The organism is Streptomyces sp. NPDC002817 (assembly GCF_053592055.1).
In genome coordinates, this window is the sequence record NZ_JBSFUY010000058.1 from 1 (window position 1) to 21,956 (window position 21,956).

Here is a 21,956-nt window from a genome sequence, read left to right on the forward strand (position 1 = left end):
AGGAAGGCCCGAGAAGCAAAGGCCGCTGGGGCGAAAGCCCAGGGGAAAGGGCGGACGACGGCACCTCAGCCGCCGCCTATAACCCGGCGGATACCGGCCAATTGGCTGGGCGCGAAAGCGAGCTGACGCGGGCCTGGTGGACCTTTGAGGATGCCAACGCAATGAGACCGAAAGTCAGGAGACCGGAGTGGACGCGGAGGTGGTGGACGTGACCGTTTCGACGGAAACTGAGACAGCCGACGTGACGATGGCCCTGAGCGACGCCGAGCAGTGGCGCAGGACCAACTGGGCCAAGGCGGAGGCGGACGTGCGGCGACTGAGGCAGCGGATCTTCAAGGCGGCACGTGAAGAAGACCCGAAGAGGGTCAGAAATCTGCAGAAGCTGATGCTGAGGTCACGAAGCAACACGATCGTTTCGATCCGCAGAGTGACCCAACTCAGCGCAGGACGCCGCACTCCCGGTGTCGACGGGGCGGTCGTGGTCGACGAACGGCAACGAGGTCAACTCCTGCGAGAGTTGACCGAGGAGCCGCGGTTTAGGCCACTACCGGTGCGGCGAGTGCACATCCCAAAGGCGAACGGCAAGAAGCGACCACTAGGCATCCCGACGGTGGTTTCATACTGCGCCTCCGGTGGTGATGGTTTGGGTTTGTGGAGTGTGGGCCCTTGTCTGAATGGCAAGTTGGCGGCAGACGGTCTCGTTGTCGCTGGTCCAGGGGATGCTGAGGCGGCCGCCCTTGCCTCGGTGGGTGTCCAGGCGACCGCGGGCGATGCTGTAGTAGAGGGCTCCGGGGCGGATGCTGAGCCGTGTGGCGATCTGCTGGATACTCAACTCGCCTCGCTCCAGGGTCGTGTCGGGCAGCGGGTGACTTCCGAGGCCGGTGGGGCCGGGATGCTTGGGCCGCTGCAGCCGGGTACGGATGTCGGATTCCACCTGATCGTTCCAGGGGATGATGACCCGGCCGGTGGGGCCGTGGCGGGCCTGTAGGTGACCAGCGCGGATCTGGTAGGCGACGGCCGCGGGCAGCACCCCGAGTCGGACAGCGGCCTGCTGGATGCTGAGTTCGCCCTCGTCGCGGGTGGCAGCCGGCAGCGGACGGCTGCCCGTGCCGGTGCGGAGGAACTGCTTGGGGTGGGCGAGCCAGTCGCGGCAGCCGGCCTCGACGGTGTCGTTCCAGGGGATGGCGACACGGCCGGTGTCGGTGCGGCGGGTGGGCAGGCGTTTGGTGCGGATCCAGTAGTAGACGTCGTAGTCGTGAACGCCCAGGCGGCCAGCCGCGTCCTGGACGGAGATCTCGCTGTGCCGGGCGGCGTCGGGGATGGTTCGGGCGCCGGGGCCTGCGGGGTTGAGGTGTCCGGAGCGGGCGATCCGTCGGCGGCAGTCAGCCTCGGTCTCCGTCGTCCAGGGCACGCACCAGCGTCCGGTGCGGTCCTGACGGGCCGGCAGCCGCTGGTGGGTGATCCAGTAGTAGGCCGCGCCGTAGCTGACGGCCAGGATGCGGGCCACGTCCTCGATGCCGATCTCGCCGTCGTGGAACGGGACCGTGCGCGGTGCCGGGATCTTGTAAGCATGCCGGGCCCAGCGCACCGCCTTGACGTCGAAGGGGCGGCGGTGGCCGGTCAGCAGGCGGGCGGCGGCCAGCTCGGTGGCGAGTTCCTCGTCGGTCAGTACCGGGCCGAGCCGGGTGATCAGCTCGACGGCGGCGGCCGGGGTGCGGGGTGCCTGGCTGCGTGTGGTGGTGATCAGGTCGGTGGCGCCGGTATGCCAGCGCACCCCGATGCGGGCCTGGCCCGACTCATCGTCGGGCAGCACGGTGATGTCGCTGATCAGGGTGCGCATCAGGCGTTTGCGGTCCTTGGCGCTGGTGGCCGGATCGTCCCAGAGCCGGGGCAGGTCGGCGGCGAGCGTTTCCAGTTCGGCCCGGCCGGGCAGCGGCGGGCGCGCGTCACGGGTGGCGACCAGGGCGGCCTCTGCCTCGATGAGCGCGGCCAGTTTCGTCTCCCAGCGGCTCTCCAGGGTCCGTGCGACCAGGCGGTTTTCCGGTTCGACCTGCCCGAAGGCCCGCTCGGCGCGGTCGGATTCGTAGCGGGCGCGCTCGGCGGCGAGTTCGGCGACGTGATGGGCACGGGTGTGGCGCTGGGTGACCTGTTCGGCGGCGTCCAGGGCGAGGGTGATCTGCTCGGTGGTCAGCGTGGCCAGCAGCAGGCCGGCGACCGCCGTGTCCACGATGCTGGCCGCGATCGAGCGGCAGGAGGTGGTGCGGGCGGCGTCCCGGTGCCCCATGCAGTCGTAGTAAGCCCGGTGGTGGGAGCCCTGGTAGCGGGTGCCGATCCGGCAGCCGCAGGACCCGCAGCTGATCACGCCCTGACACAGCGGCTCACCCTCGCGTGGTGGCCGGGCACCACTGTGGGTGCAGTTCGCGGTGAGCTTCGCCTCGATGTCCAGGAACTGCTGCCAGGTGATGTACCCCTGGTGGTGACCGGGCAGCACGATCCGCCAGTCGGCGCGCGGAACACGCGGGTTGGTCGTACTGACGGTGCCGTCCGGACGAACCGTGCGCTGGGTGCGGTGCCGGCCATAGACGTAAGTGCCAGCGTAGGCAGGGTTGGTGAGCACGCCGAGTACGCGGCCGTGGGTGAGCTTGCCCCACCGGAGCTTGCCGTCCCACACACCTCCGTAGGCGCGCAGCGGGAAGGTGCGGCCGACGAACGCGGCGACCGTGCCGTAGGCGGAACCGGTGCGGGCGAACTCGGCGAACACGTCGCCGACCGCGGCGCGGACCTCCTCGTCAGCGTCGAGGACGACGTGGCCGTCCTCGTCGTACTCCAGCCCGACCGGCAGCGGAACCCGCAGGTCACCACGGGCCGCGGCAGTCAGCTTGGCGCCCTGGAGGCGGCCGTTGAGCAGGTGGGTCTCGGCCTCCGACATGCTGCCCTTGAGACCGAGCAGCAAGCGGTCGTTGAAGTCCGCAAGATCGTAGACGGCGTCGCTGTCGACGACGAGAGTGTCGGTCAGCCGGGCGAGTTCCAGCAGCCGGGCGATGTCCGCCGAGGACCGGGCCAGGCGCGAGACCTCCAGGCCGAACACGGCCCCCGCCTCGGCCAGGCACACCTTCGCCACGACGTCGCGGAAGCCTCCGCGTTCGGTGCCGAACCGGCCCGAGACGCCCAGGTCCCTGTCGATGACCAGGATGTTCTCCGGCGTCCAGCCCAGTGCGGCAGCCAGGTCCACCAGCGCGTACTGCCTGGTGGTCGACTCCGTGTGGTCGCGGACCTGCAGCATCGTCGACTGCCTCAGGTAGATGATGGCCAGCCGGGAGCGGTGCGAGGCGGTTACCTTCCCCTCGCCGTTCACGTCGGCCACCTCCTGCCCGCAGTGACGCCTCGATCATGTTCGCGACCGTCATCACGGCGTCCGCGCGGCGCCAGCCCTCGATACTCATCGGGCCTCGCTCCCGGCCGCCGGCGGTCGCCCACATCACGTTGGCGTCCCATCAGGACTCTCCGCCTTCTGCCTGGTCAGCGCAATGCGTGCCCAACGCGTCCAGAAGTGCGCGCAGCTCGACGAGCGCCTCTTGCGAGACCCGCGCATCCAGGGCCGCCGGTCCACGGTCGGTCCACTCGACCGGCAGCGTCATCCTCGCCCCGGCCCCGGTGTCGACCACGAACATCCGCCGGCCACCCCGCTTCATCGAGTACAGAACCTCGACCCGACGCCCAGCCAGAGGATGGAAGGGGTGCGTCACCTCCAACAAACCCGAATGCGGCCTGGGAGAAGTGGCTGTATGCCGCCTCCGTCCCCACGATCCGGGACCGAGTGGAGCAGGCCAGGGTGAAAAACGCCCTGGAGCCGGAATGGGAGGCACGCTTCGAAGGGCGAAGCTACGGTTTCCGACCCGGACGAGGGTGCCATGACGCGATCGGCGCGATCTTCCAGACACTGGCCCGCAAGGGCGCCAAGAAGCTCTGGATCCTGGATGCTGACCTGTCCAGCGCGTTCGACCGCATCGACCATGACCGCTTACTGGAGGCCATCGGCGACTTCCCGGCCTGCCGGGAAGTCAGAGGATGGCTGAAGGCCGGGGTGATGGAGAACGGCAGGTTCGCTCCCACCGAGGAGGGGGCGCCGCAAGGCGGGGTAATCAGCCCTCTGCTGCTCAACATCGCACTCCATGGCATGGAAATCGCTGCCGGATACGACCCGAGCCTCACGCAACTGCAGAGGTCGCGGAGAAATATCCCGACGCTGGTCCGCTACGCCGATGATTTCGTCGTCATGTGCGCGACGGAGGCGGAAGCGTGGCAGATCAAGGAGAAGCTCACCGCCTGGCTGGAGCCGAGAGGGCTGACCTTCAACGACGAAAAGACCCAAGTGGTCCACACGTCGGAGGGCTTCGACTTCCTCGGTTTCAACGTCAGGAGGTACGGCGAGCAGCTCCTGATCAAGCCCAGTAAGGCAGCGGTGCAGAAGGTCAAGAGGGAGATCACTGACCGGTGTCAGCGCATGGCAGCGGTCAAAACAACGGATCTGATCCGCAATGTGAACCCTCTGATCAAGGGATGGGCTACCTACTACCGAAGCGCCGTATCCAGTGAGACGTTCAACAAGCTGGATTGGTGGCTCTATAAGCGGGAGTACAGGTGGGCGAAGAGACGGCATGCACAGAAGTCGCGCAGCTGGGTCAAGAGCGCGTACTTCGGCCGCTTCAATCCAACCCGGCAGGACAACTGGGTCTTCGGCGACACGGAGACCGGTGCCTTTATGGGCAAGTTCGGATGGACGAGCATCCAACGCCACGTGATGGTCAAGGGTGCTGCGTCCAAGGACGACCCGGAACTGGCGGAGTACTGGCGGGAGCGAACGCGCAAGCGGAAACACCCGCAGGCGGACGGCAAGTTCGCCGTCAATCTCGCAGCCAGGCAGAAGGGACTCTGTCCGCTCTGCGGACTTGACCTGATCGACGGAGCGACATACGAACCGGACTCAGTCCGCGACTGGGCCAACTGGTTTCATGCCAGCTACCGAACGATTCACAAGCATCATCTGATCTACCGCTCACGCGGCGGATCGGATCAAGCGTCCAACCAAGCCCTGGTCCACTCCGACTGTCACCGGAGGCACCACGCGTCCCATGACTACGGTCAAATGCAGAATCACGAGCTGCCCAAGGGGTCTGCTTGAGCCGTGTGCCGCGACGAGTGGCACGCACGGTTCTGAGGGGGGCCTCGTCCCGAGAGGGACGGGGCCTACCCGACAGATGCGCCGCCACGACCACACCAGCACCACACCCGGCGAACGCGGCCTTCTGTGGGCGTACTGGCTGCTGTCCGGCTACGGACTACGCGCCTCCCGCGCCCTGGCCTGGCTGCTCACCGCGATGGCCACCACTGTGCTGACACTGATGCTGTGGGGCCTGCCCACCCATGACCCCGAGCCGGCCACCACCGGCACCCTCACCCACGGCAAGATCACCCTGAACACCGCCAGCCCCGCCCCGCACCTGTCCGGCCCCTGGCGCCAGCGCCTGACCGCCAACCGGGCAGAAAAGGCCACCCGCGTCGTGGTCAACTCCGTGGTCTTCCGCTCCTCCGGACAGAACCTCACCGCTGCTGGCACCTACATCGAGATGGCCTCCCGCCTCCTGGAACCCGCCCTGCTCGCCCTCGCTGCCCTCGCCGTCCGCAGCCGCATCAAACGCTGACACCCATCACCTGCCCGAGACCGGGCGGCACCACGAAGCGTTCAGCACACTGAACGCTCTACAGGTAATCCATGCACTGATATCTCCGGGGTGTGAGCGGTCGCGCAATTCCCCATCAACAGCACCTTCAGCACCGCGAAATTCCCCACCTCGGCCGAGGCCGGTGACGGGCCGCCCGACTGCTGAGTGTGGGGCTGGTCCGGCCGGTCAAGGGCGCCTTCGGCGGCGCTCCGCGCTGGCCTGCGGCCACCCTGGACAGTCCTGACCAGCCCTAACGACCGGCGGGTTATCGGGCGGCCCGGGAACCCTGGCGCCGTGGGGACGACGACGCGCCCCCGTCCTCCCCATGGCCACGACGACGCCGACTCCGCCGTCCCCATGGCCAATTACGAGGAGTTCCACATGGGGAAATACGAGACCGTCGACACGGGGCGGCTCCCCACTCCGTTGAGCAGCGGATCAAGTGGGGCGACGAGTAGCCCTGGCCGAATTCACAGATCCTCATCAACTGGCCAGGTCTGCTTCCACGAGCCCCGCCGAGGCGGGGTTTCGTCACGTGCAGGCGCCTTCGTTCGACGCGCTCACCTGTACGGGGCAGCCATGCTGGACATGGCGGGGTCGAGCATCAACGCCCTTCACACCAGCGGATATCTGCCAGGCGCCTGTCGGTCGCAGCCGCATCGGCTGGACGGGACAGGCCCTGACTTATGCGGCCCAGCCGACGGAACTGCCGCCGTTGGACCACTCGAAATTCACGCCGTCGCCCCTGTGGCGGCTGGGCTGCGGATGCGACGACTGCAACGTGTGGCACAACGAGTCGACGCGTGAACTGCGTCGACGCCGCACTGGAGGCCTTCCCTGAGCAGCAGCAGGTCCGAGTACCGGGGGTTGGTCCGGCAGGGTGCTCTGGTATCGGAGGCTGCGGCCGAAGTGGGGGTGTGCGGTGGGTGGTTGGGGAATGATGGGCGCCTCGCACCTTTCATGTCTGGAAGGCGCTGCGGGCCCCTTCGTGCTGAGGTTCTACCGGAAGGGACCCGTTCTTCTCCCGCCCGGCGTTGGAAGCCGGGCGGGAGCCCAGCCGATGGTGCCTCCGGCCTCCACTTCCTCGTGCTCGGTGGTGAGGAGCGCGCGGCCCTGGGTGAGATTGGGTTCGACGTCGGCGATGCGGGCCAGACCGGAGCTTCGGTGTCGACGTCCTCGGTTCATCAGCGGCTCGCAACTTCAACACGTCGCGCTCCGGCTCCGTGCGACCGGAGCCGATGAGGTCCGCAGACTCGTCCTCGCCTGGGTTCCCTGGAACGGATTAGCTGTGTCAGAACCTTGTAATCAAAGGCTCGAATTTCTGGACCTTGACCACTGGCTGTCTGCCAGGAGCGTGGTTCTGTCCGTGACGACGCCGACGGCGGGGCCACGCTCGCGGACGACCCTCAGCAGGTCGCGCAAGGTGGTGTTGTCGGCGTGCTCGTCGTCCAGGCCGTCGTGCATGTAGAACCCGTACGGTCCGGCCTGGAGACGATCCGGGTCGCTCTCGCGGCGTTCGATCTCCTCGGAGAGCAGCCGCAGCCTCCTGACGAAGTAGGCCGCTTGGTCCTCCCTGATCTGGTGGTTCACGCGGTACAGGGCGGCGAACAGGTCCACAGGATGGTCGGGGCGGGTTGTCACCCGGCTGCGCATCAGACGCATTCGCGAGCGTAGCCAGGGCCACGGCTGCTGTTTGGGCAACAGGCCGAGCGCGGCTTTGCGCTCTTGGGCGGGCAACGTCTGGGGGTCAGGGAAGTCGTAGAAGACACCGTCGAGGAGGCGGTCTCGTCCCCAGTTCACCCGACGGCCGTGCTCGCGGAATGTACGGAACTCCAGCTCGGTGGCCGCGTGCCAGAGCTCCCGCTCAGGAACCGTCTCCTCAGTGGCGTGACGTTGAGGAAGCCACCGGTAAGCGACTACGACGTCATCGCGGCTGCAGTCCAGTTCCTGACCGCCGTGGGCACTCATGGGACCAATCCTCTCAGGGCTCGGCGGTCGCGTAGGGCGGCTTCCTTGCTTTCGATGGCAGCTGCGTCGCCCCGACTTACGTCACGAGGTTCTGACGCAGCTAATCCGGCGAGGGGTGGCCCACGCAGGACTGGCCGGCCGTACAAGCCGCGGTGCTCGGCCAGGCCGGCCCAGGAGGAGAGCAGCGTCGGCCCCCTGCCAGCGGGAGCGGGAGCGCGTCGGCAGGCCGCAGGCGGTGGCCTCCCTGGGGCGGAGGCGGCACCAAGTAGCGGCGGTGGGCGCACGCAGCCCCGGATCAACGGGCGCGGTCGGCTACGGAGTTGAATCGGGTGCAACAGCGTGAGCTGGGCGGATCAGCCTGCTCAGGGGTGTGGTGGAGCTTCTCCCCTTCCTGGGGACCTGTCGGGTTCAGCGAGTCTCGGAACGTCCCGGGGGTTCATCTCCTCGCGCAGGCGAAGGAATCGGACGGGGTGTCGGTACCGGCCGTCATCTACAGCAGTGTCCGCGAGGAATTCGGCAACCAACTCGGGCCGCACCGGCTGGAATTGGAGCTCGCCTCTCGTTCCCCAGCCGGCGCTGAAGCGGCGGCCGTGCCAGGGATGACCCGCGTCGTCGGGGTGCAACCGCGATCCGAGGTCGCGTCGTACGACGGTGGTCAGCGGGGTGCTGCGGGCGATGAGGCGGAGGTCCCCGGCCTCGTCGTAGCGAGCCAGGAGCAGGGTGAGCGGCCCGGCCGCGGTCCCGGTGACACCGCCGATGACGGCCTCGGACGTGATGTGCGAGCGGACCTTGATCCAGCCGCGAGAGCCTGGCTGATAGGCCTGGTCAAGCCCCTTGACCAGGCAGCCTTCCACGCCGACCGCGCTCCACGAGGGGTCCATCCACTCCAGTGCCGTGGCCCGCTCCTTGGTGGCGGGAATCAAGGTGAAGGGGGCGAGGAGGATGTCACGGGCGACGAGGTCCTCCAGGTGTGCGCGGCGCTCGCGGTAGGGGCGGGCGAGGAGTTCGGTGCCCGCGTGCTCAAGGAGGTCGAACACTCCGAGGTAGGCGGGGAGTTCGGTGGCGGCGTCCAGGGCGCTGCGGCCGCGGCGGCGTGCCCGGCTCTGCAGGGCGCCGAAGTGCAACCGGCCCTGGTGGAGTACGACCAGTTCACCATCCAGGACCATGGGCTCTTCGAGGGCGGCGGCCGCGGTGGCGATCTCCGGGAACGCGCTGGTCAGGTCTGCTCCGTTCCTCGACTGGATCATGACGTGGCCGGGACGGGCGAAGACGATCGCGCGGTACCCGTCCCACTTCTGTTCCATGATCATTTCTCCGGGGAAGGCTCCGTCCGGGGGTAGTTCCCGGCGGGCTTCGGCGAGCATCGGCACGAATGGAGGAGTTAGGACCACGCTTCACATCTACGCCGTCCGTGGCGCCTGTGCGCGCTGAGCTGCACCGAACGGCGTTCGTGCCGACCGGCGAGGACGCTGCGGTGCGCGTCGTCGATGGGGTGATGGCGGTCTCGGACCGTATTGCCGGACCTGTTTCGTGCTACCCGTCAGGGCGCCGGTACAGCGGTCTGGCATCGCCGTCGGTGCCGAACTGACGCGCACGCCCACCACTGCCCCGATGTACAGCCGGGTACTGCCGCTGCCGGCGGAGCCCCGCGCGCTCGTGCGTGCCGCTGCCCGCTGGGGTGCTGCCTCGGTGCCTCGTCGTGCTGCTCGCAGCCCCGGCCGAGGACCGGTGTGCGGTGTGGCGCTGGGGCGACGTAGCCTCCGGGGTCCGGTCGGTCCCCGGAGGCTTGTCCCTTGCTCCGCGGTCCTGTTCAACGACCGTAGCGGGTTGGTGTCACGCGGTGGTGGTCTGCCGGACGAGTGCCGCGAGGGGGGAGCGCCGGCCTTTGGGGACGGTGCGCAGCTGTTCCCAGTCGATGTCGGTGCGTGCGGCCAGGGCAGCGACGGACTGGGTGGTGTAGAGAGGGACGTCGACGGCTCCGGCCCGGGAGGTGCCGAAACGGACCTCGATCGTTTCGGCGGGTTTGATCCAGCCCAGGCGCAGCATCCAGTCGAACTCGGCCCTGCGGACCTGGAGCCGTGCGGCTGCCTGGTCGGGGCCCAGAGGGGTGTCGGCAGCGACGAGGTCGGCCAGGTCCTCGCGGCGGCAGACCTGTGCGACCTGGTCGGGGTGGAGCAGCGAGCCGTCTGGGTTCGCGCTCAGCTCGGTGAGCAGTCCTCGCCCGATGAACCGGCGGACGACGAACGACGGCACGATCGCCTTCTCGCCGGGCGTGTTCGGGGTGCCGAGGGTGTCGGCGATCCGGTCCGCCGCCACGCCGCCCGGGATGGGCGGGGAGGGCAGGGCGGCGCGGATCGCGTCGGCGTCCAGCGCCTCCACGGCGGCCCGTGACCACTGCCAGTTCGATGCGTCCGGGGCGGGGACGAGTCCGGTGTGCCGCGCCCACCGGAAGGCGGCTGCGGGTACTCGCAGGCGCTTGGTGGCCTGGGTCTCGTCGTACTCGGCCAGTCGTACTCGTGCCATGGAGACACCTCTCGCTCGTTCGTCCCGATATACCGAAACAGAAGATGGCGGATAGTTGAATATCTGTCAATACCTATATGAAACGGTATGATTGGGATTATTCGGTTAGATCGGCGCGCGCGTATGCGAGACGGAGAGTCACTCGAGCGGGCGTCGGCGCCGAGGGCCGTGCAGGCCTCCCCGGTGCGCGCACCGCGCTACACCTCCAGCGCCGGCCCGGGTTCGCCGACTGTCGGGGGGGCCTTGCTCGGTCTGACAGGAGGGTGAACCCTGCGGCTGTCGCGCCGTCACCCGCTTCTGCCGCTCAAGGCTCGCGGCCTCACCTCTCTTGATGTATAGTCATAAGAGTCAATGAGGTTCGGTTGGCCCTCTGGCGCCGGAAAGCGTGGGGCGGCCGATCCGCGCTCTCCGGCAGCTTCGTAGCTCAGCTGGTAGAGCGTCCCCCACGCCGGGGGAAGGCCAGGGGTTCAAGTCCCCTCGGACCGCGAAGTGTTGGTGCGCGCCCCTCCAGAGGCACAGTCCCCGTTGAGAGGGCGTGTACCAGCACGCTGAATGGGCCTGGCCAGTTGATCCCTGGCCAGGTTGAAGAGGAGGGGACGCTCTCCCGTCCGTCCACGACGTGCCAGCGGCAAGGTGATAGGGAGCGCTCGCCTGATGGTCTGCAGGCCCTGACCCGCCGCCGGGTCGGCGGCCGAACTTGGATTGCCGTCCGTCTTGCGAACTACCGGGGAAAGGCCCGCACATGAGCTTGCCGGTGGAAACCGTCGCCCACCGCCAGATCGAACTCGCAGCCCTTCAATGCCTCATCCGCAGGCACTACGGCTTGGAGTACGGCGTGATTCAGGCGCTCGGCGTGTCCAATGGCTCATACCACCTCGTCGAGGCATGGGACGAGTGGGAGGAAAACGTCCCCCAGAATCCGCATGAAGCCGAAGAGATTGCCGCGTGGCGCGCGGGCGGGCCCGAGCCCCACCTGGCTTCGGTCATGAACGACCTCGCGTGTAGCGGTGTCATCGCCTGTGGCGAGTACCTCGTCCACGTCTGGTGGTAGCCGCCCCCGCCTGCCCTGACTGGCGTGAGCGTGGTCCCCGCCCACTGTTCGAGCCTGAGCCGTGGCGAACGCCCGCTGTGTGCCTGATCCGATCGAGGAGAACCTCTTGTACGTCAACCTGTCCGCCGCTGGTGTTGCTTCCTCTCCGATGTCCGATGGCGCCGTCCCTGCTGCCACGTTGGTGGAGTGGACGGCCGCTGTGCGGGTCCAGCGCGAAGCCGCCCGCGGATTCGCCCGTGCCGTCGCCGATGCCCTCACGGCACGCGTCCTGGGCGCCGCCTACCTTGTGTTCGAGACCGACGACGATCTCGACGGTGACCTCGACGACAATCTCTTCCTCCACAGCATTAGGGACGCCGACGGGCGGTTCCTCGTTGACTTCGGCAACCCGGAGTCGGAAGCGGTCCTGGCTGGCATGACCGACATCGTGGGCGGAACGGTCGGCGATGAGGCGCGGGCGCTGTGGAGCGCGATGCGCCGGCTGCGGGCGGCTGGCGCAGTGTTCGACATGCTGCCCGATGACCTGACGGATCCTGACAGGGACGCGGAATGGGGCGCCTACTGTCTCATCCTGGCGCCGTCCGGATCCCCTCGGTACTGGGACTGGGACTCCGACGACTCCAAGAAGGGTTTCGGCGCGCGACTGCTGCGCCCTTACTGTGCCGCGCGTCCGTCGTTGTCCGCATAGACCCCGCAGGCTGAGTTGCCGCAGGCCCGAAGCGCGGACCTGTCAGCGAGGCGCATTCGGTGCGCGTAGACGGATCGTGCCTGGCGCAACTCCGTGGCCCGGTCGGACAGTTCACTTCGACGTGCCGAGCCGTCACCGGAGTCCGCCCGGGTTCCACTTCGACGGCTGTGCGCCCGTGATCGGCGGGGACGTTGTCATCGGGGATGCCCACGTTGTGAGTGGCGGAGTGGCGGAGTGGCGGAGTGGCGCAAGGGGACGTCTGTATCGGGGGACCTGTCCGGTCGGTGTCCCGGCCTCAGCGCACGTCGGCCAGGCGGCACCGCCAGGACCTCGGCATTCCGCCAGACGGAGAGGACTCATCCGAAATGAAGCGTGCCGGCAGTGCCCGGTACGACCCGGTGCCGCGCCTGACCCCGAAGCGCCTCGCTTTCCTCCGGGCCGCAGCGGAGCACCCTAGGGGAAGCATCCTGCCCCGCGTCGAACTGCCCTCGGGCGGGACGGCGTGGCTGACGCCCGTGGACGAGGTTGCTCTCGAGGAACTCAGTCTCGCTGACTCGCTCGACGACTGCGGCCACAGTCACGGGACCGCTGACCCGGGCGGTGAGCACCGAGGACATCCCCACCTCTTCCGCATCACCGCCGAGGGCCGAGCAGCCATCGCGCGCGTTGCTGGTGACATCCCGGTGCCCATGGCCAGGAACACCGCGAACAGGTGATCGCTCAGGTGGTCCGAGCTGTGCAGGACAGCCTGCCAGGCGAACGGTACGGCCAGGAGCAGTCCTCGCCACGGTCAGAAGACGGGGGAGGCGCGTTCCGTCCAGGCGTTGTTCCGCCTGCTGGCGGACGTGGCTGATCGCGGCGAGGACCTCAATGGTCAAGGGCAGCCACAGTGGCATCACCGCGTCGAAGCTGACGAGCGGCATGCTTCATCCCATCTCGAAACGATGAACCGTCCGGGTCAGTGTTGTCCGCCGTGAGCGCTGCACGTGGCCGGCTGCCGAGCCGGGGGAGGAGTGGGTCTCGGTACGTCGTGGAACGGGTCCGGCCTGCTGCCCGTCACCCGCCCCGCGCCGCGGTGAGGCCGTAAGGCGGTGCACCGGGCCCGCGCCGGCTCAGCCCAGGGCTGCTGCTTCGCGCCCCGCAGGCCGGGCAGGATCAGGTGTCGGATCCGCGCGGGCCCGGGCCACCAGTGACCCGGCCACAGCCGGCTGTGTCGTACGGCGTGCCCCCCGGCGCTCGCCGTAGCTTCCCCTGCCAATCATTCGCCTCTTAAGACTTGCCTACATCTTTCATGATGTATAGTCTTAAGAGTCGTTCGAGGTGTCCTGGGTCGGGCACCCCGTTGCCCCGGCCAGTCGGACGCGTACTTCCCCGACTCTCAGCCTCTCCCCCTTCTTGGAAGCGGAAGTGATCATGTCAGTCGTTACTACCAGCCACGATGCGCTCCAGGCGCCCGTTGTTGAGCACCAGCTGAGCGATGCCCAGGCAGTATCCGGCCCGGACGGGGCTGAGGTACTGGCGGGCATGCCGCGTAACGCCGGGCTGATCGCGCAGGAAGCGGTGGAGCGTGGTTGGGACGTGCGCGCGGAGCGCCGTTGGACCGGTCGCACCTGGGCACGTGTCGTCGTGATTACCGGACTTGAGATGGTGCGCGCGGGAGTGGAGGAGCGAGAGCACCTGTGCGCGTGGTCGGAAGACAAGGGCTCATACCTGGGCTCCGCCTCCAGCGACGGATTCAAGGCCGTACGGGAGGCCGTCAAGGGCACGCGCCCGGTGAACCGTGAGCACGAGAACACCGGGCGGACGGTCTGGGGCCGCGACGCAGCGGAATGGGTGCGCCAGATGGACGGCGCCGTGTCTAAGGTCTCGGTCGCCTTCGCGGACGCGCGGGACGCGTTCAACACCCTGGACGGCTCCACCCCCGAGGGCGAGCGCGCCGTCGCACTCGCGTCCGCTGCGTACTCGGAAGCGCGAGACTCTGAGCGGTCGGCGGTCGACGCCGTCACGGCCGCCCGGGCATGGCTGGCGGAGACGGACGGCGCCGACGCTCGCGGGTGCGCTTCGTGGCGCCGAGTGGTCGTGCTTGCTGCGCAGCACGTCAAGGAGGCCGCCGAGCGCATCGCCGACGCGGCCGCCCGCGCGGAGCGGGAAGCGCTCGCCGCGCCGATCATCACTGAGGCCCAGGAACGGCTGAACGCGCAGGAGGCGGCGTGGCGTGCCCGGCTGGCCGAGTCCGGCCGTGGGCCGACGGCGCGTGGATACGCGGGCCTGATCGTCATGTTCGAGGATGCGGCCCGCGACTGGTGTGGATATTTCGACGGTTACACCGACTACCAGGGTCAGGCGCACGCGGCCAACGGCGACGCCGAGCTGTCGTTCGTGGCGCAGTACGACGCATGGAAGGCGAGCCGGAACACGCATGACCGGGTGTCGTTCCCGTCCAGGTTCACGAAGGCGGCACTCATGGCCGGGGATCGCGTCGACACCGCGGCCGTAGCGTTCACGCTGGCCGTGGCCGCGCACATCGAGGGGCGCGGCGCTGAACGTCTGCGTGAGGCGGCGGCGGCCGTGCAGAAGAACCCCCAGGGGTTCGACACGGGCAACGACCGCAAGGCGCTGGCGGACTGGTCGAAGTATCCGCACATCTCCTACGGAGAGCCGAACCAGCTGGCCGAGCACGCCCCGGCCGAATGGGAGGCACTCCAGACGGCGCAGGCCGCGTACCAGGGCGTGAAGGACTTCGAGGCCGCCCTGCACTGGGATGCCCGGCACGCCGGGGAGCGCGCCGAAACGCGCAGCGAGGCGGACGAGACGGGGCGCCAGGGCGCCCAGACGGCGCGCGCCGAGCGCGAGGCGTCCGGCATCGCGGCCAAGGAATGGGCGGCGGCTGCCCGCCGGTTCGAGGATGCGCACGCCCGAACCGTGGGCGCCGTCCGCCTGGCGGGCAAGTCGGTGGAGGTTGCCGAGGCAGCGTGCCGCAAGGCCGGAGAGGGACACGAGGGCTGGCAGTTCCTCACGTGGTGTCAGGAGGCGTACGGCGAGGCCGCGCGTGCTGGACGGTCCGCCGCGCACGTTGCCGACGCGGCGCAGACCTACCGCGAGGCCGGGCACCTGGCGGACTACATCAGCGAGTGCGCGCGTATGGAAGACCTCGCGAAGGTGGCGGAGGCGGCGGCCGAGGAGTGCCGCCAGTGGGATGGGCAGGCCATCGAGGAGGCGCACGATGTCACCGTGCGCCGGCAGGCCGAGTGCGCCACCCTGGACGCCGGGGAGCGTCCGATCCCCGCTACGGCTGAGGTGATCGCGTTTCACCAGATGCCCGGCGTGGTCATGCGACTGGTGTGCGCCTGTGGTGCGGTGCATGGCGGGTACGTGCCGGTCCGGGTGCGCGGGCTCCGTGGCGAGCAGGCCCCCGACCTGGCGAACGTGACCGACTGGGACATTGCGGCGGCCCTCGACGGGGCGGGACTTGCCCCGGAGGACGGCCCGACCGTCTGGCGGCGGGGTGTGCTGGTCACCTCCCACGACGACGGGTTTCCCGTGACAGGGTTCGCCACGGTGGTGGACGTGGTCGTGGCCGGCACCGGTGCGGTCGTAACGGAGGAGCCGCACCCCGATGACCCCCCGGCCGAGGCGGAGGCGTACGCGGCTGTCATGGCGGAGTGCCAGGTACAGCGGGATGCGGTGACGCGGGTGTGGTCGGTGGATCGCATGGAGCGCGGGAATGTTCCGCACGGCAACCCGTATGCGCGGGAGGCTGCCGAGTCGGCGACGGCGGATGTGCAGCCGCTCATGTCGCGGGCGGCTGAGGCCGAAGGCATCGCAGGCGCTGCGGCGATGGTGCGCGCCGAGATCCTTCCTGCTCTGGTGATTGCCCGTGAGGCGGTGGAGGCGTACGACGACCACCGTTCGGAAGAGGCACGGGTGCACGCGATGCCTGCAGCGACCGACCAGATCGAGCGGGATGAGCGGCAGCGGCCGCAGACGCTCGCGATCCTGCGGGCCGACGACGAAAACGAGGAGGCCGAAGGCGGAGAGCTTCCTCCGCAGGCACCTGGTGACGATGCCCTGGCACCGGTCGACGCCGCACCGTTGCGTGTGTACATGTTCAACGCGGGCGCGGCGGCTTTGTGGGTCCATGTCAGCGGGCCGCGTGATGAGCATGTGAGCGCGGCGGAGCATGTTGCGACGACGGCCAGCGTGGCGGCACTCAGGGTGGGGTCGCTCACCGACACTGACGCCGATACGGCGCTGGTGGCCGCCGGGTGGGAGCGGTTCGGAGAGTGGGACGAGGACAGGTCTGCGCCTGTTCGGCGTGCTGCGACGGGAGCCGAGACTGAGCCGGTGCGGCTCGCGCTTCCTGCCGCCCCCATGCGGCTGGCGATCGAGGCCGCGCCCGTGAACGTGCCTGGCGGCGTGGTTGCCGACCTTGAGGCGCGCGAGGCGGCGCGTGTGGTGGACGGTCTCGGATGGTCGCGCGAGTTCGCGGACGTGGTCCGTAAAGCGGCAGCCAGTCACCTGGTCCCCGAGAGCGGAGGGAAGTTCCGTGCGCTGGGGGCGGCGGGACGCAGGGGCAAGCTGGTCAAGGCCGAGCGTGTGCGCCTCCTGTGGGGAGCTGGGTTCCTTGCCCGGGATGCGTCTGGGCTGATCGTGGCGACCGCCGACGGCATGGAAGCCCTACGCATGGTCGATCTCGCCCCCGAGGCGCTCCGGTCTGAGAAGGACGTCATGGCTGCCGTGCGCAAAGCACGCCGCGCCCGGCAGTGGGACAGCAGGGACGGCCAGGACGCGAACGCGCTTCCCGTGCTGCCGCGCGGAGGGGAAGAGGCCCGTCGCCGGGCCGCTGCGCGCAGGGCTCTGGAACGGTGGGAGGAGCGGGCGGAAGAGTCCCGCAAGGAGGCTGCGCGGGTCCGTGCGCGCGCTCGGATCCGGGATCGGCGTGAACGTCGGGCTGAGGAGCAGCGCCGGGCGGAGGGGGCGGTGGCGTGCCGGGGCTGCCGGGGTGTGTACCCGGTTGAGGCGCGGTGCGGGCGGTGCCGCGAGCGCGCCGCGGAGGGTCTGCCGCTGGTTGACTTTCTGGCTCTCCCTGCGGCCGCTGCGGGGTAGTTGACGTCGTGTCCACCCTCCGGTCCCCGGGGCCGCCCCGTTGAGTGTCTCTTATGGCTTGCGTTGTGTGCCCCCGAGGCGCCCACCGACGCTGGCTCACGGCTGGTCGTCCAGGGGCCTACGGATTGCCGCTCCGCCCGTCTGCCGAGCCTGAGGGGGACATACTGGGTCGGCGCCTGGAAGGACGAGACGTACCAAGTCGCCATGCGAGTACGTGATTTCGGGGGAGTGGCGCAACGCGGTGCTGGAGGACTACCTTCCTGCCCGCGTGATGCAGCACGGCTCCCGCACGCTGCAAGAGGCCGTGGTTGGTATGGACCTCAGCGCGAAGGCGCTGGCGGAGCTCAGTGGTGTGAATCGGCAGTGGATCACCAGCGTTCGGCGCGGCTGGGTGTGGCCGGACCTGCTCACCGTGGCCAACCTCGAAGAGGTGTTGGAGACGATGGTCTGGCCACTCGACGACGTTGGATAGTTGACGAGTTCGGCGCGAGTCCTCGTCGTGGATTCCGATACGCGGCCTGCTAAAGGGCATCTACTCAGGCACAGAGGGTAGGGCAGACGGCTGCTCAATGACCAGCCACTCCTGTAGTTCTCGGTGGCGGAATTGATAGGCAGGGCCAGCCAGACGCATCATGCCTGCTTCGCATGCCCAGTCCAGGAAGGGTCCCAGTCGTCGCGGCAGCTTCGTGCTTGAGCACAGTATGAAGATCAGGTACCTGCGTCCTGAGGACCCTCCGCCCGTAAACCTGAGTCCGCGCTTGGCTGCGATGATGACCGTGGCAGCGAGTACAAGCCCGAGCCCAAGGCCCACCAGGATCGCCGTCCCGGTCTCGAAAGCAGGGGCAAGCCTGCTCACGCCCGCTCCGACACCGATACCGATACCGATCGCGAGCCCGGCTCCGAGGCCGGACCCGAGCCCGACCGCGACCCCGGCCGTGGCGCCTATCACGAGCCCCAGTGCGAGTCCGAAGGTGAGTCCGAACGCGAACCCGTACACAAGGCCGGACGCCAGGTCGCTGCGGATCAGGCTGCGCGGATTGGCGGTTGTTGTCGGCTCGCCCACGAGCCCGGCCACCAGCCCGAAGACGAGGCCGGCTGCAAGCCCGAAAACGCCTCCGACGAGTGCGGCGAAGGGCAGAATATCGAGGGCCAGGCCTTCGAACGCGGCTAGCGACGCAATCGCAAGCGCGGGGATGACCGTCAGGCCAAATATGAGTCCGAAGGCAAGGCCGGACATGAGCCGACGGCGTCCGGCCGGGGTGCGCAGGTGGCGCCAGTCGACGCGTTTCGGCGGATCCACCTGCGCCCGTGCTGCACCCATGCCCGCCGCGGCCGCGATGCCTGCCACGGCCAGTCCAACCCCGGTGGGTATGGAAGTAGGCCAGGCCAGAGCGAGAGGCGTCAGGACGATGAGCGCGGTGAGAAAGGCGTCGGCGGCGCGTACCAGACGTGGGCCGGCCAGCGGCCAGAGTTGGTGTAGGACGAGATCGGTACGCGTGCCAGGCACAGCTGGCAACCCCGGTGCGGGGACGGTCAGGTGGCGGGCGAGAAGAGCAAGCCAGCGATGCACGTCAGCCGCGGCATAACGGTTCGGGTGGAGCGCAGTGGCAGCCGGTACGAAACGAGCCAGCAGATGGGAGTGGAGATCGCCGGGGGTAGCGAAGTCGAGTAGTTCGGCGGGATCACCGTCGCGGCCGTAGACGGTGGCGGCCAGACACAGCCGCCAGGGTGTGGCCAGTGTGGCGGCCAGCGTGCCGTGCGGGTCGCTGCGCAGCGCGGCGAAGAGAGGCTGCCAGCGCGCGGGTTCGGTAGCGCGCCGATGCAAGTAGGCGTGGGCGTCAGATGCGGAGACGGGGGCGATGTCGATGCGTACGGCGTCCAGCAATCGCACCGGCCCCGCGAGGGCTTCGTAGTGGGCCGCTCTGCAGGTCAGTACCAGGGGTGCGGCGCTACGGCCATGCTGATGGGCGTTTAGAGCTTCCAGAGCAGCCCGCGCGCGGGGTGCGTCGGGCATGGGGGTTCCGTCGGAGCATGTGGGGTCCATCTCGTCCAGCCCGTCCAGGACCGGCAGGACACGATGCTGCCGGACGAGCTCAGTGGCCATGTTGGCAGGCCAGTCATACGCCTCCACCAAATGCCGAATCACCCAATCCCGCAGTGAGACCTGTGTATTCCACTCAGCTGGCGATAACCGCACCGGCACCGGGTCGTCCTCACCACGTACGTCGATGAGGGCCAGCATTAACTCCACGGCTAGAACGGTTTTGCCGGCGCCGGCAGCACCCGTGATCACCATCCGTTGCGGATGCGTTCTGAGGTAATACGCCGCCACGTCCGGGACGCCGTCTGCTTCGCCGAGCAGAGTTCCACGGTCGGCTGGTGTCACCGCGCTGCGGCCTACAGCGGAGCGACGAGCGAACGCCAGATTTATTGGCTCGGTGTCGTCGCCCAGCAGCTGCCGCCGCTGTGCTGTCGCTTCCTCATGCACCTGCTTCGCGAGTGTCGCGGCCCAGCCTCGAGCCAGATCTGCCAACGCCCCCTCGGGGGGCTTCCGCAGCGCGACGACGGACACCACGAGGGCCAGCAAGCCAACGGGCAAACCGAGCAGGCCCGCCGTGCCGGAAGGATCCAAGGCGCCGCGGCGAAGTTGAGCACCGACGTACGCCAGGCTCACCGTCAATAGGAGCAGGGCGAACGAGCACAGCCCAATCCATCGGCGTCGGTTCCTGCGTCCCCCGATTCCCGCCATCTTCACAGCATGGCGTAGCTCCGGCTTGGGTGTCGCTACGCCGATCGAGTCGAGGGAATCGGTCGTGCCTGAGACGCGATGCCTCGCCTGGGTGGCTACGGAGGCTCCATTGGGGCCACCGAGACGTCTTGAGTTGGCCCTGTTTTGTGAAGATCGCCGCCGCGAAGGCCGCCTCACGCTGCTGTGCCAGTCGTGGGCGAGGTTGCTCCTGAGGCCGAACTGAGACAGCAGGCAGGCGGTACGACCCGTGGCTTCCGCGAAGATGCTGTCAGGGCTCTCCGGGCAGGGGCATGATGCCTGTTTATGGGGATGCGGGTCCGGTGGGGAGTCCGGGCGGCGATCGCGGTGTGCGTGGCGGCCGGGGTGTGGCTGGTGGTGACGGCGCTGAGCGACGGCTGGGGTGAGGCCGACCCGGTGGCCAGCGTATTCGGCTCCGCTGCGGGGCTGGCCGCACTGGTGGTTACGCTGAGGACCAGCCCCTCGGGGCCTGCGCATTCAGTTCGGCGGCCAGCGCCGCCTCCGGTGCCGCAGCGGTGGGTCGACCGGGACGAAGCCGACGACGTGATTAAAGCGGTGCGCCAGCGGTCGCGGACAGGGTGGTCCGGCGCTCCGGTGGCGATCACGACTGGGCTGCACGGTGCTGGCGGGTTCGGGAAGACCACCCTGGCGAAGTACGTGGCCGCGCAACGATCGGTGCAGCGACGGTTTCCCGGCGGTGTGCACCTGATCACCATCGGCCGTGACGTGCGCGGTCGGGCCGCCGTCGCCGCGAAAGTCGCGGAAGAGACCCGTGTGATCACCGGTGACACGACCGAGACGGGCTCGGACCCTGAGCGCGCCGGCGCCCACCTCGGCGCCCTGCTCGCGCAGCGGCGGCGCACCTTACTGATCATCGATGACGTGTGGGAGCCCGAGCAGCTCACGCCGTTCCTTCAGGGCGCAGAGCAGGTCTGCGTGCGGTTGGTGACCACCCGCCGTCCGAACACGCTGCCCGCGGCCGCAGTCCGGATCGAAGTGGACCGTATGACGGCGGAGCAGGCCCGTCGGCTACTCACCCATGGCCTTGCCACCCTGCCTGAACGGGGGGTGGTGGAGCGGCTCGTCAAGGCGGCCGGGCGGTGGCCGCTGCTGCTGAGCATCGCCAACACGTTCATCGCCGACCAGGCCAGCACCGGGGCGGATGCGACCGCCGCAGCCGGGACTCTGCTGGAACGCCTCAGTACCGCCGGGCCGGCATTCCAGGACACGGACCACACCGCACTCGACCTTGGCGACCCTGTCCAGCGAAATACTGCGGTCCGGGCGAGCATCCGCGCCGCCACCACCCTTCTGCAACGCGAACATGCCGAGCAGCGATTCAGTGAACTGGGCATTTTCGCCGAAGATGAGAGCATCCCGATTGCACTGGTGGCCATGCTCTGGGAAGCCGCTGGCGGCCTCGACGAGACGGCTGCCCGCTCGCTGTGCAAACAGATGGCCGATCTGTCGTTGCTTGGCCTCGACACTACCGTGACCGGCGGCGCTATCACCCTGCACGATGTCGTCCGCGACTACCTACGGAACGAACTGGGCGAAGACGGCTGCCGAACCGCCAACCGCGCACTGCTCGACGCCCTCGCCGACGACCTGCACACGACCGAGAACGGCCGACTGCCCTGGTGGCAGGTTCAGCACGGCTACCTGCTGGATCACCTCATTGAGCACCTCCTGGACGCCGACCGCGCACCCCAGGCCCACCACCTCGCGGAGGACTTCTGCTGGGTGAGGGCCCGACTACACCAGCGCGGCCCCACCGCACCTTGGCGCGACCTCGATCGCATCGGCCCTCCCACCCGCGGCCTGGCCCGCCAACTCGCCCAGGCCGCCCACCTTTTAACCCCCACCGAACCAGCCCACGCACTCGACGCGATCCTGCGCAGCCGCATCACCAACGTCCCGCACTGGCCCACCAACCCGCTTCCCCCCGACACACCTGCCCTCATCAACCACTGGCCGCCTCCCGACCTGCCCGACCCCGCTCTGCTCCGCATCCTCACCGGCCACACCGGCATCGTGTCTGCGGTGGCGTTCAGCCCGGATGGGACGCGTCTGGCCACCGGCAGCGACGGCGGGGCCGTGCGGATCTGGGACCCGGTCACCGGCCAGACC

The 21,956-nt window shown here is 68.8% G+C and carries 13 protein-coding genes, 1 tRNA gene and 1 pseudogene; 9 read left to right on the plus strand and 6 right to left on the minus strand.

What is annotated here, in order from left to right; translation table 11 throughout:
* Positions 1–247: 247 nt before the first annotated feature.
* Positions 248–613: pseudogene (locus tag ACWD3I_RS46990) on the plus strand (reverse transcriptase N-terminal domain-containing protein); the annotation flags it as partial.
* A 3-nt stretch (positions 614–616) separates the two neighbouring features.
* On the opposite strand, the gene ACWD3I_RS46995 reads toward ACWD3I_RS46990, so the two are convergent.
* Entirely contained in the window at positions 617–3,355 is a 2,739-nt protein-coding gene (locus tag ACWD3I_RS46995; RefSeq protein WP_365407882.1) for a recombinase family protein, read from the minus strand.
* 139 nt (positions 3,356–3,494) lie between these two features.
* Positions 3,495–3,866, minus strand: coding sequence for a DUF5372 family protein (locus ACWD3I_RS47000; RefSeq protein WP_451084418.1), 372 nt, complete (start codon positions 3,864–3,866; stop codon positions 3,495–3,497).
* Here ACWD3I_RS47000 and ACWD3I_RS47005 point away from each other — a divergent pair.
* Together ACWD3I_RS47005 and ACWD3I_RS47010 are read left to right on the plus strand one after the other, a co-directional pair.
* Entirely contained in the window at positions 3,782–5,182 is a 1,401-nt protein-coding gene (locus tag ACWD3I_RS47005; protein ID WP_365407888.1) for a group II intron reverse transcriptase, read from the plus strand. The genes ACWD3I_RS47000 and ACWD3I_RS47005 overlap by 85 nt on opposite strands.
* 76 nt (positions 5,183–5,258) lie before the next feature.
* On the plus strand, positions 5,259–5,702 hold the full coding sequence (locus ACWD3I_RS47010) for a hypothetical protein (RefSeq protein ID WP_365407879.1): 444 nt from the start codon (positions 5,259–5,261) through the stop codon (positions 5,700–5,702).
* Positions 5,703–7,028: 1,326 nt separating this feature from the next.
* Here ACWD3I_RS47010 and ACWD3I_RS47015 read toward each other — a convergent pair.
* From ACWD3I_RS47015 to ACWD3I_RS47025, 3 genes are all read right to left on the minus strand, one after another.
* Positions 7,029–7,691, minus strand: a complete 663-nt coding sequence (locus tag ACWD3I_RS47015) for a hypothetical protein (protein WP_365407876.1) — start codon at positions 7,689–7,691, stop codon at positions 7,029–7,031.
* A 362-nt stretch (positions 7,692–8,053) separates the two neighbouring features.
* Positions 8,054–9,055: an ATP-dependent DNA ligase gene (locus ACWD3I_RS47020; protein ID WP_365407873.1), complete on the minus strand. Its 1,002-nt coding sequence runs from the start codon at positions 9,053–9,055 to the stop codon at positions 8,054–8,056.
* Between the two features lie 469 nt (positions 9,056–9,524).
* Positions 9,525–10,214 (minus strand): hypothetical protein, encoded by a 690-nt coding sequence (locus tag ACWD3I_RS47025; protein ID WP_365407871.1) that lies wholly within the window; start codon positions 10,212–10,214, stop codon positions 9,525–9,527.
* 411 nt (positions 10,215–10,625) lie between these two features.
* Here ACWD3I_RS47025 and ACWD3I_RS47030 point away from each other — a divergent pair.
* The 5 genes from ACWD3I_RS47030 (at position 10,626) to ACWD3I_RS47050 (ending at position 17,531) form a co-directional block, all read left to right on the plus strand.
* Positions 10,626–10,701: transfer RNA gene (locus ACWD3I_RS47030), tRNA-Ala, on the plus strand.
* A 255-nt stretch (positions 10,702–10,956) separates the two neighbouring features.
* Positions 10,957–11,265 carry a hypothetical protein gene (locus tag ACWD3I_RS47035; RefSeq protein WP_365407869.1) on the plus strand — a complete coding sequence of 103 codons (309 nt, stop codon included), beginning with the start codon at positions 10,957–10,959 and terminating at the stop codon, positions 11,263–11,265.
* A 106-nt stretch (positions 11,266–11,371) separates the two neighbouring features.
* Complete coding sequence (locus tag ACWD3I_RS47040) at positions 11,372–11,953, plus strand: hypothetical protein (RefSeq protein WP_365407866.1); 582 nt, start codon at positions 11,372–11,374, stop codon at positions 11,951–11,953.
* A gap of 1,395 nt (positions 11,954–13,348) precedes the next feature.
* Entirely contained in the window at positions 13,349–17,059 is a 3,711-nt protein-coding gene (locus ACWD3I_RS47045; RefSeq protein ID WP_365407860.1) for a hypothetical protein, read from the plus strand.
* 241 nt (positions 17,060–17,300) lie between these two features.
* A complete protein-coding gene (locus tag ACWD3I_RS47050) occupies positions 17,301–17,531 on the plus strand; it encodes an XRE family transcriptional regulator (protein ID WP_365407858.1) in 231 nt (76 codons plus the stop codon).
* A gap of 60 nt (positions 17,532–17,591) precedes the next feature.
* On the opposite strand, the gene ACWD3I_RS47055 is transcribed toward ACWD3I_RS47050, so the two are convergent.
* Positions 17,592–19,808 (minus strand): NACHT domain-containing protein, encoded by a 2,217-nt coding sequence (locus tag ACWD3I_RS47055; RefSeq protein WP_365407855.1) that lies wholly within the window; start codon positions 19,806–19,808, stop codon positions 17,592–17,594.
* Positions 19,809–20,111: 303 nt separating this feature from the next.
* Between ACWD3I_RS47055 and ACWD3I_RS47060 the strand changes: the two genes are divergently transcribed.
* Positions 20,112–21,956: NB-ARC domain-containing protein (locus ACWD3I_RS47060; protein ID WP_451084414.1), on the plus strand; the 1,845-nt coding region annotated here is incomplete at its 3' end.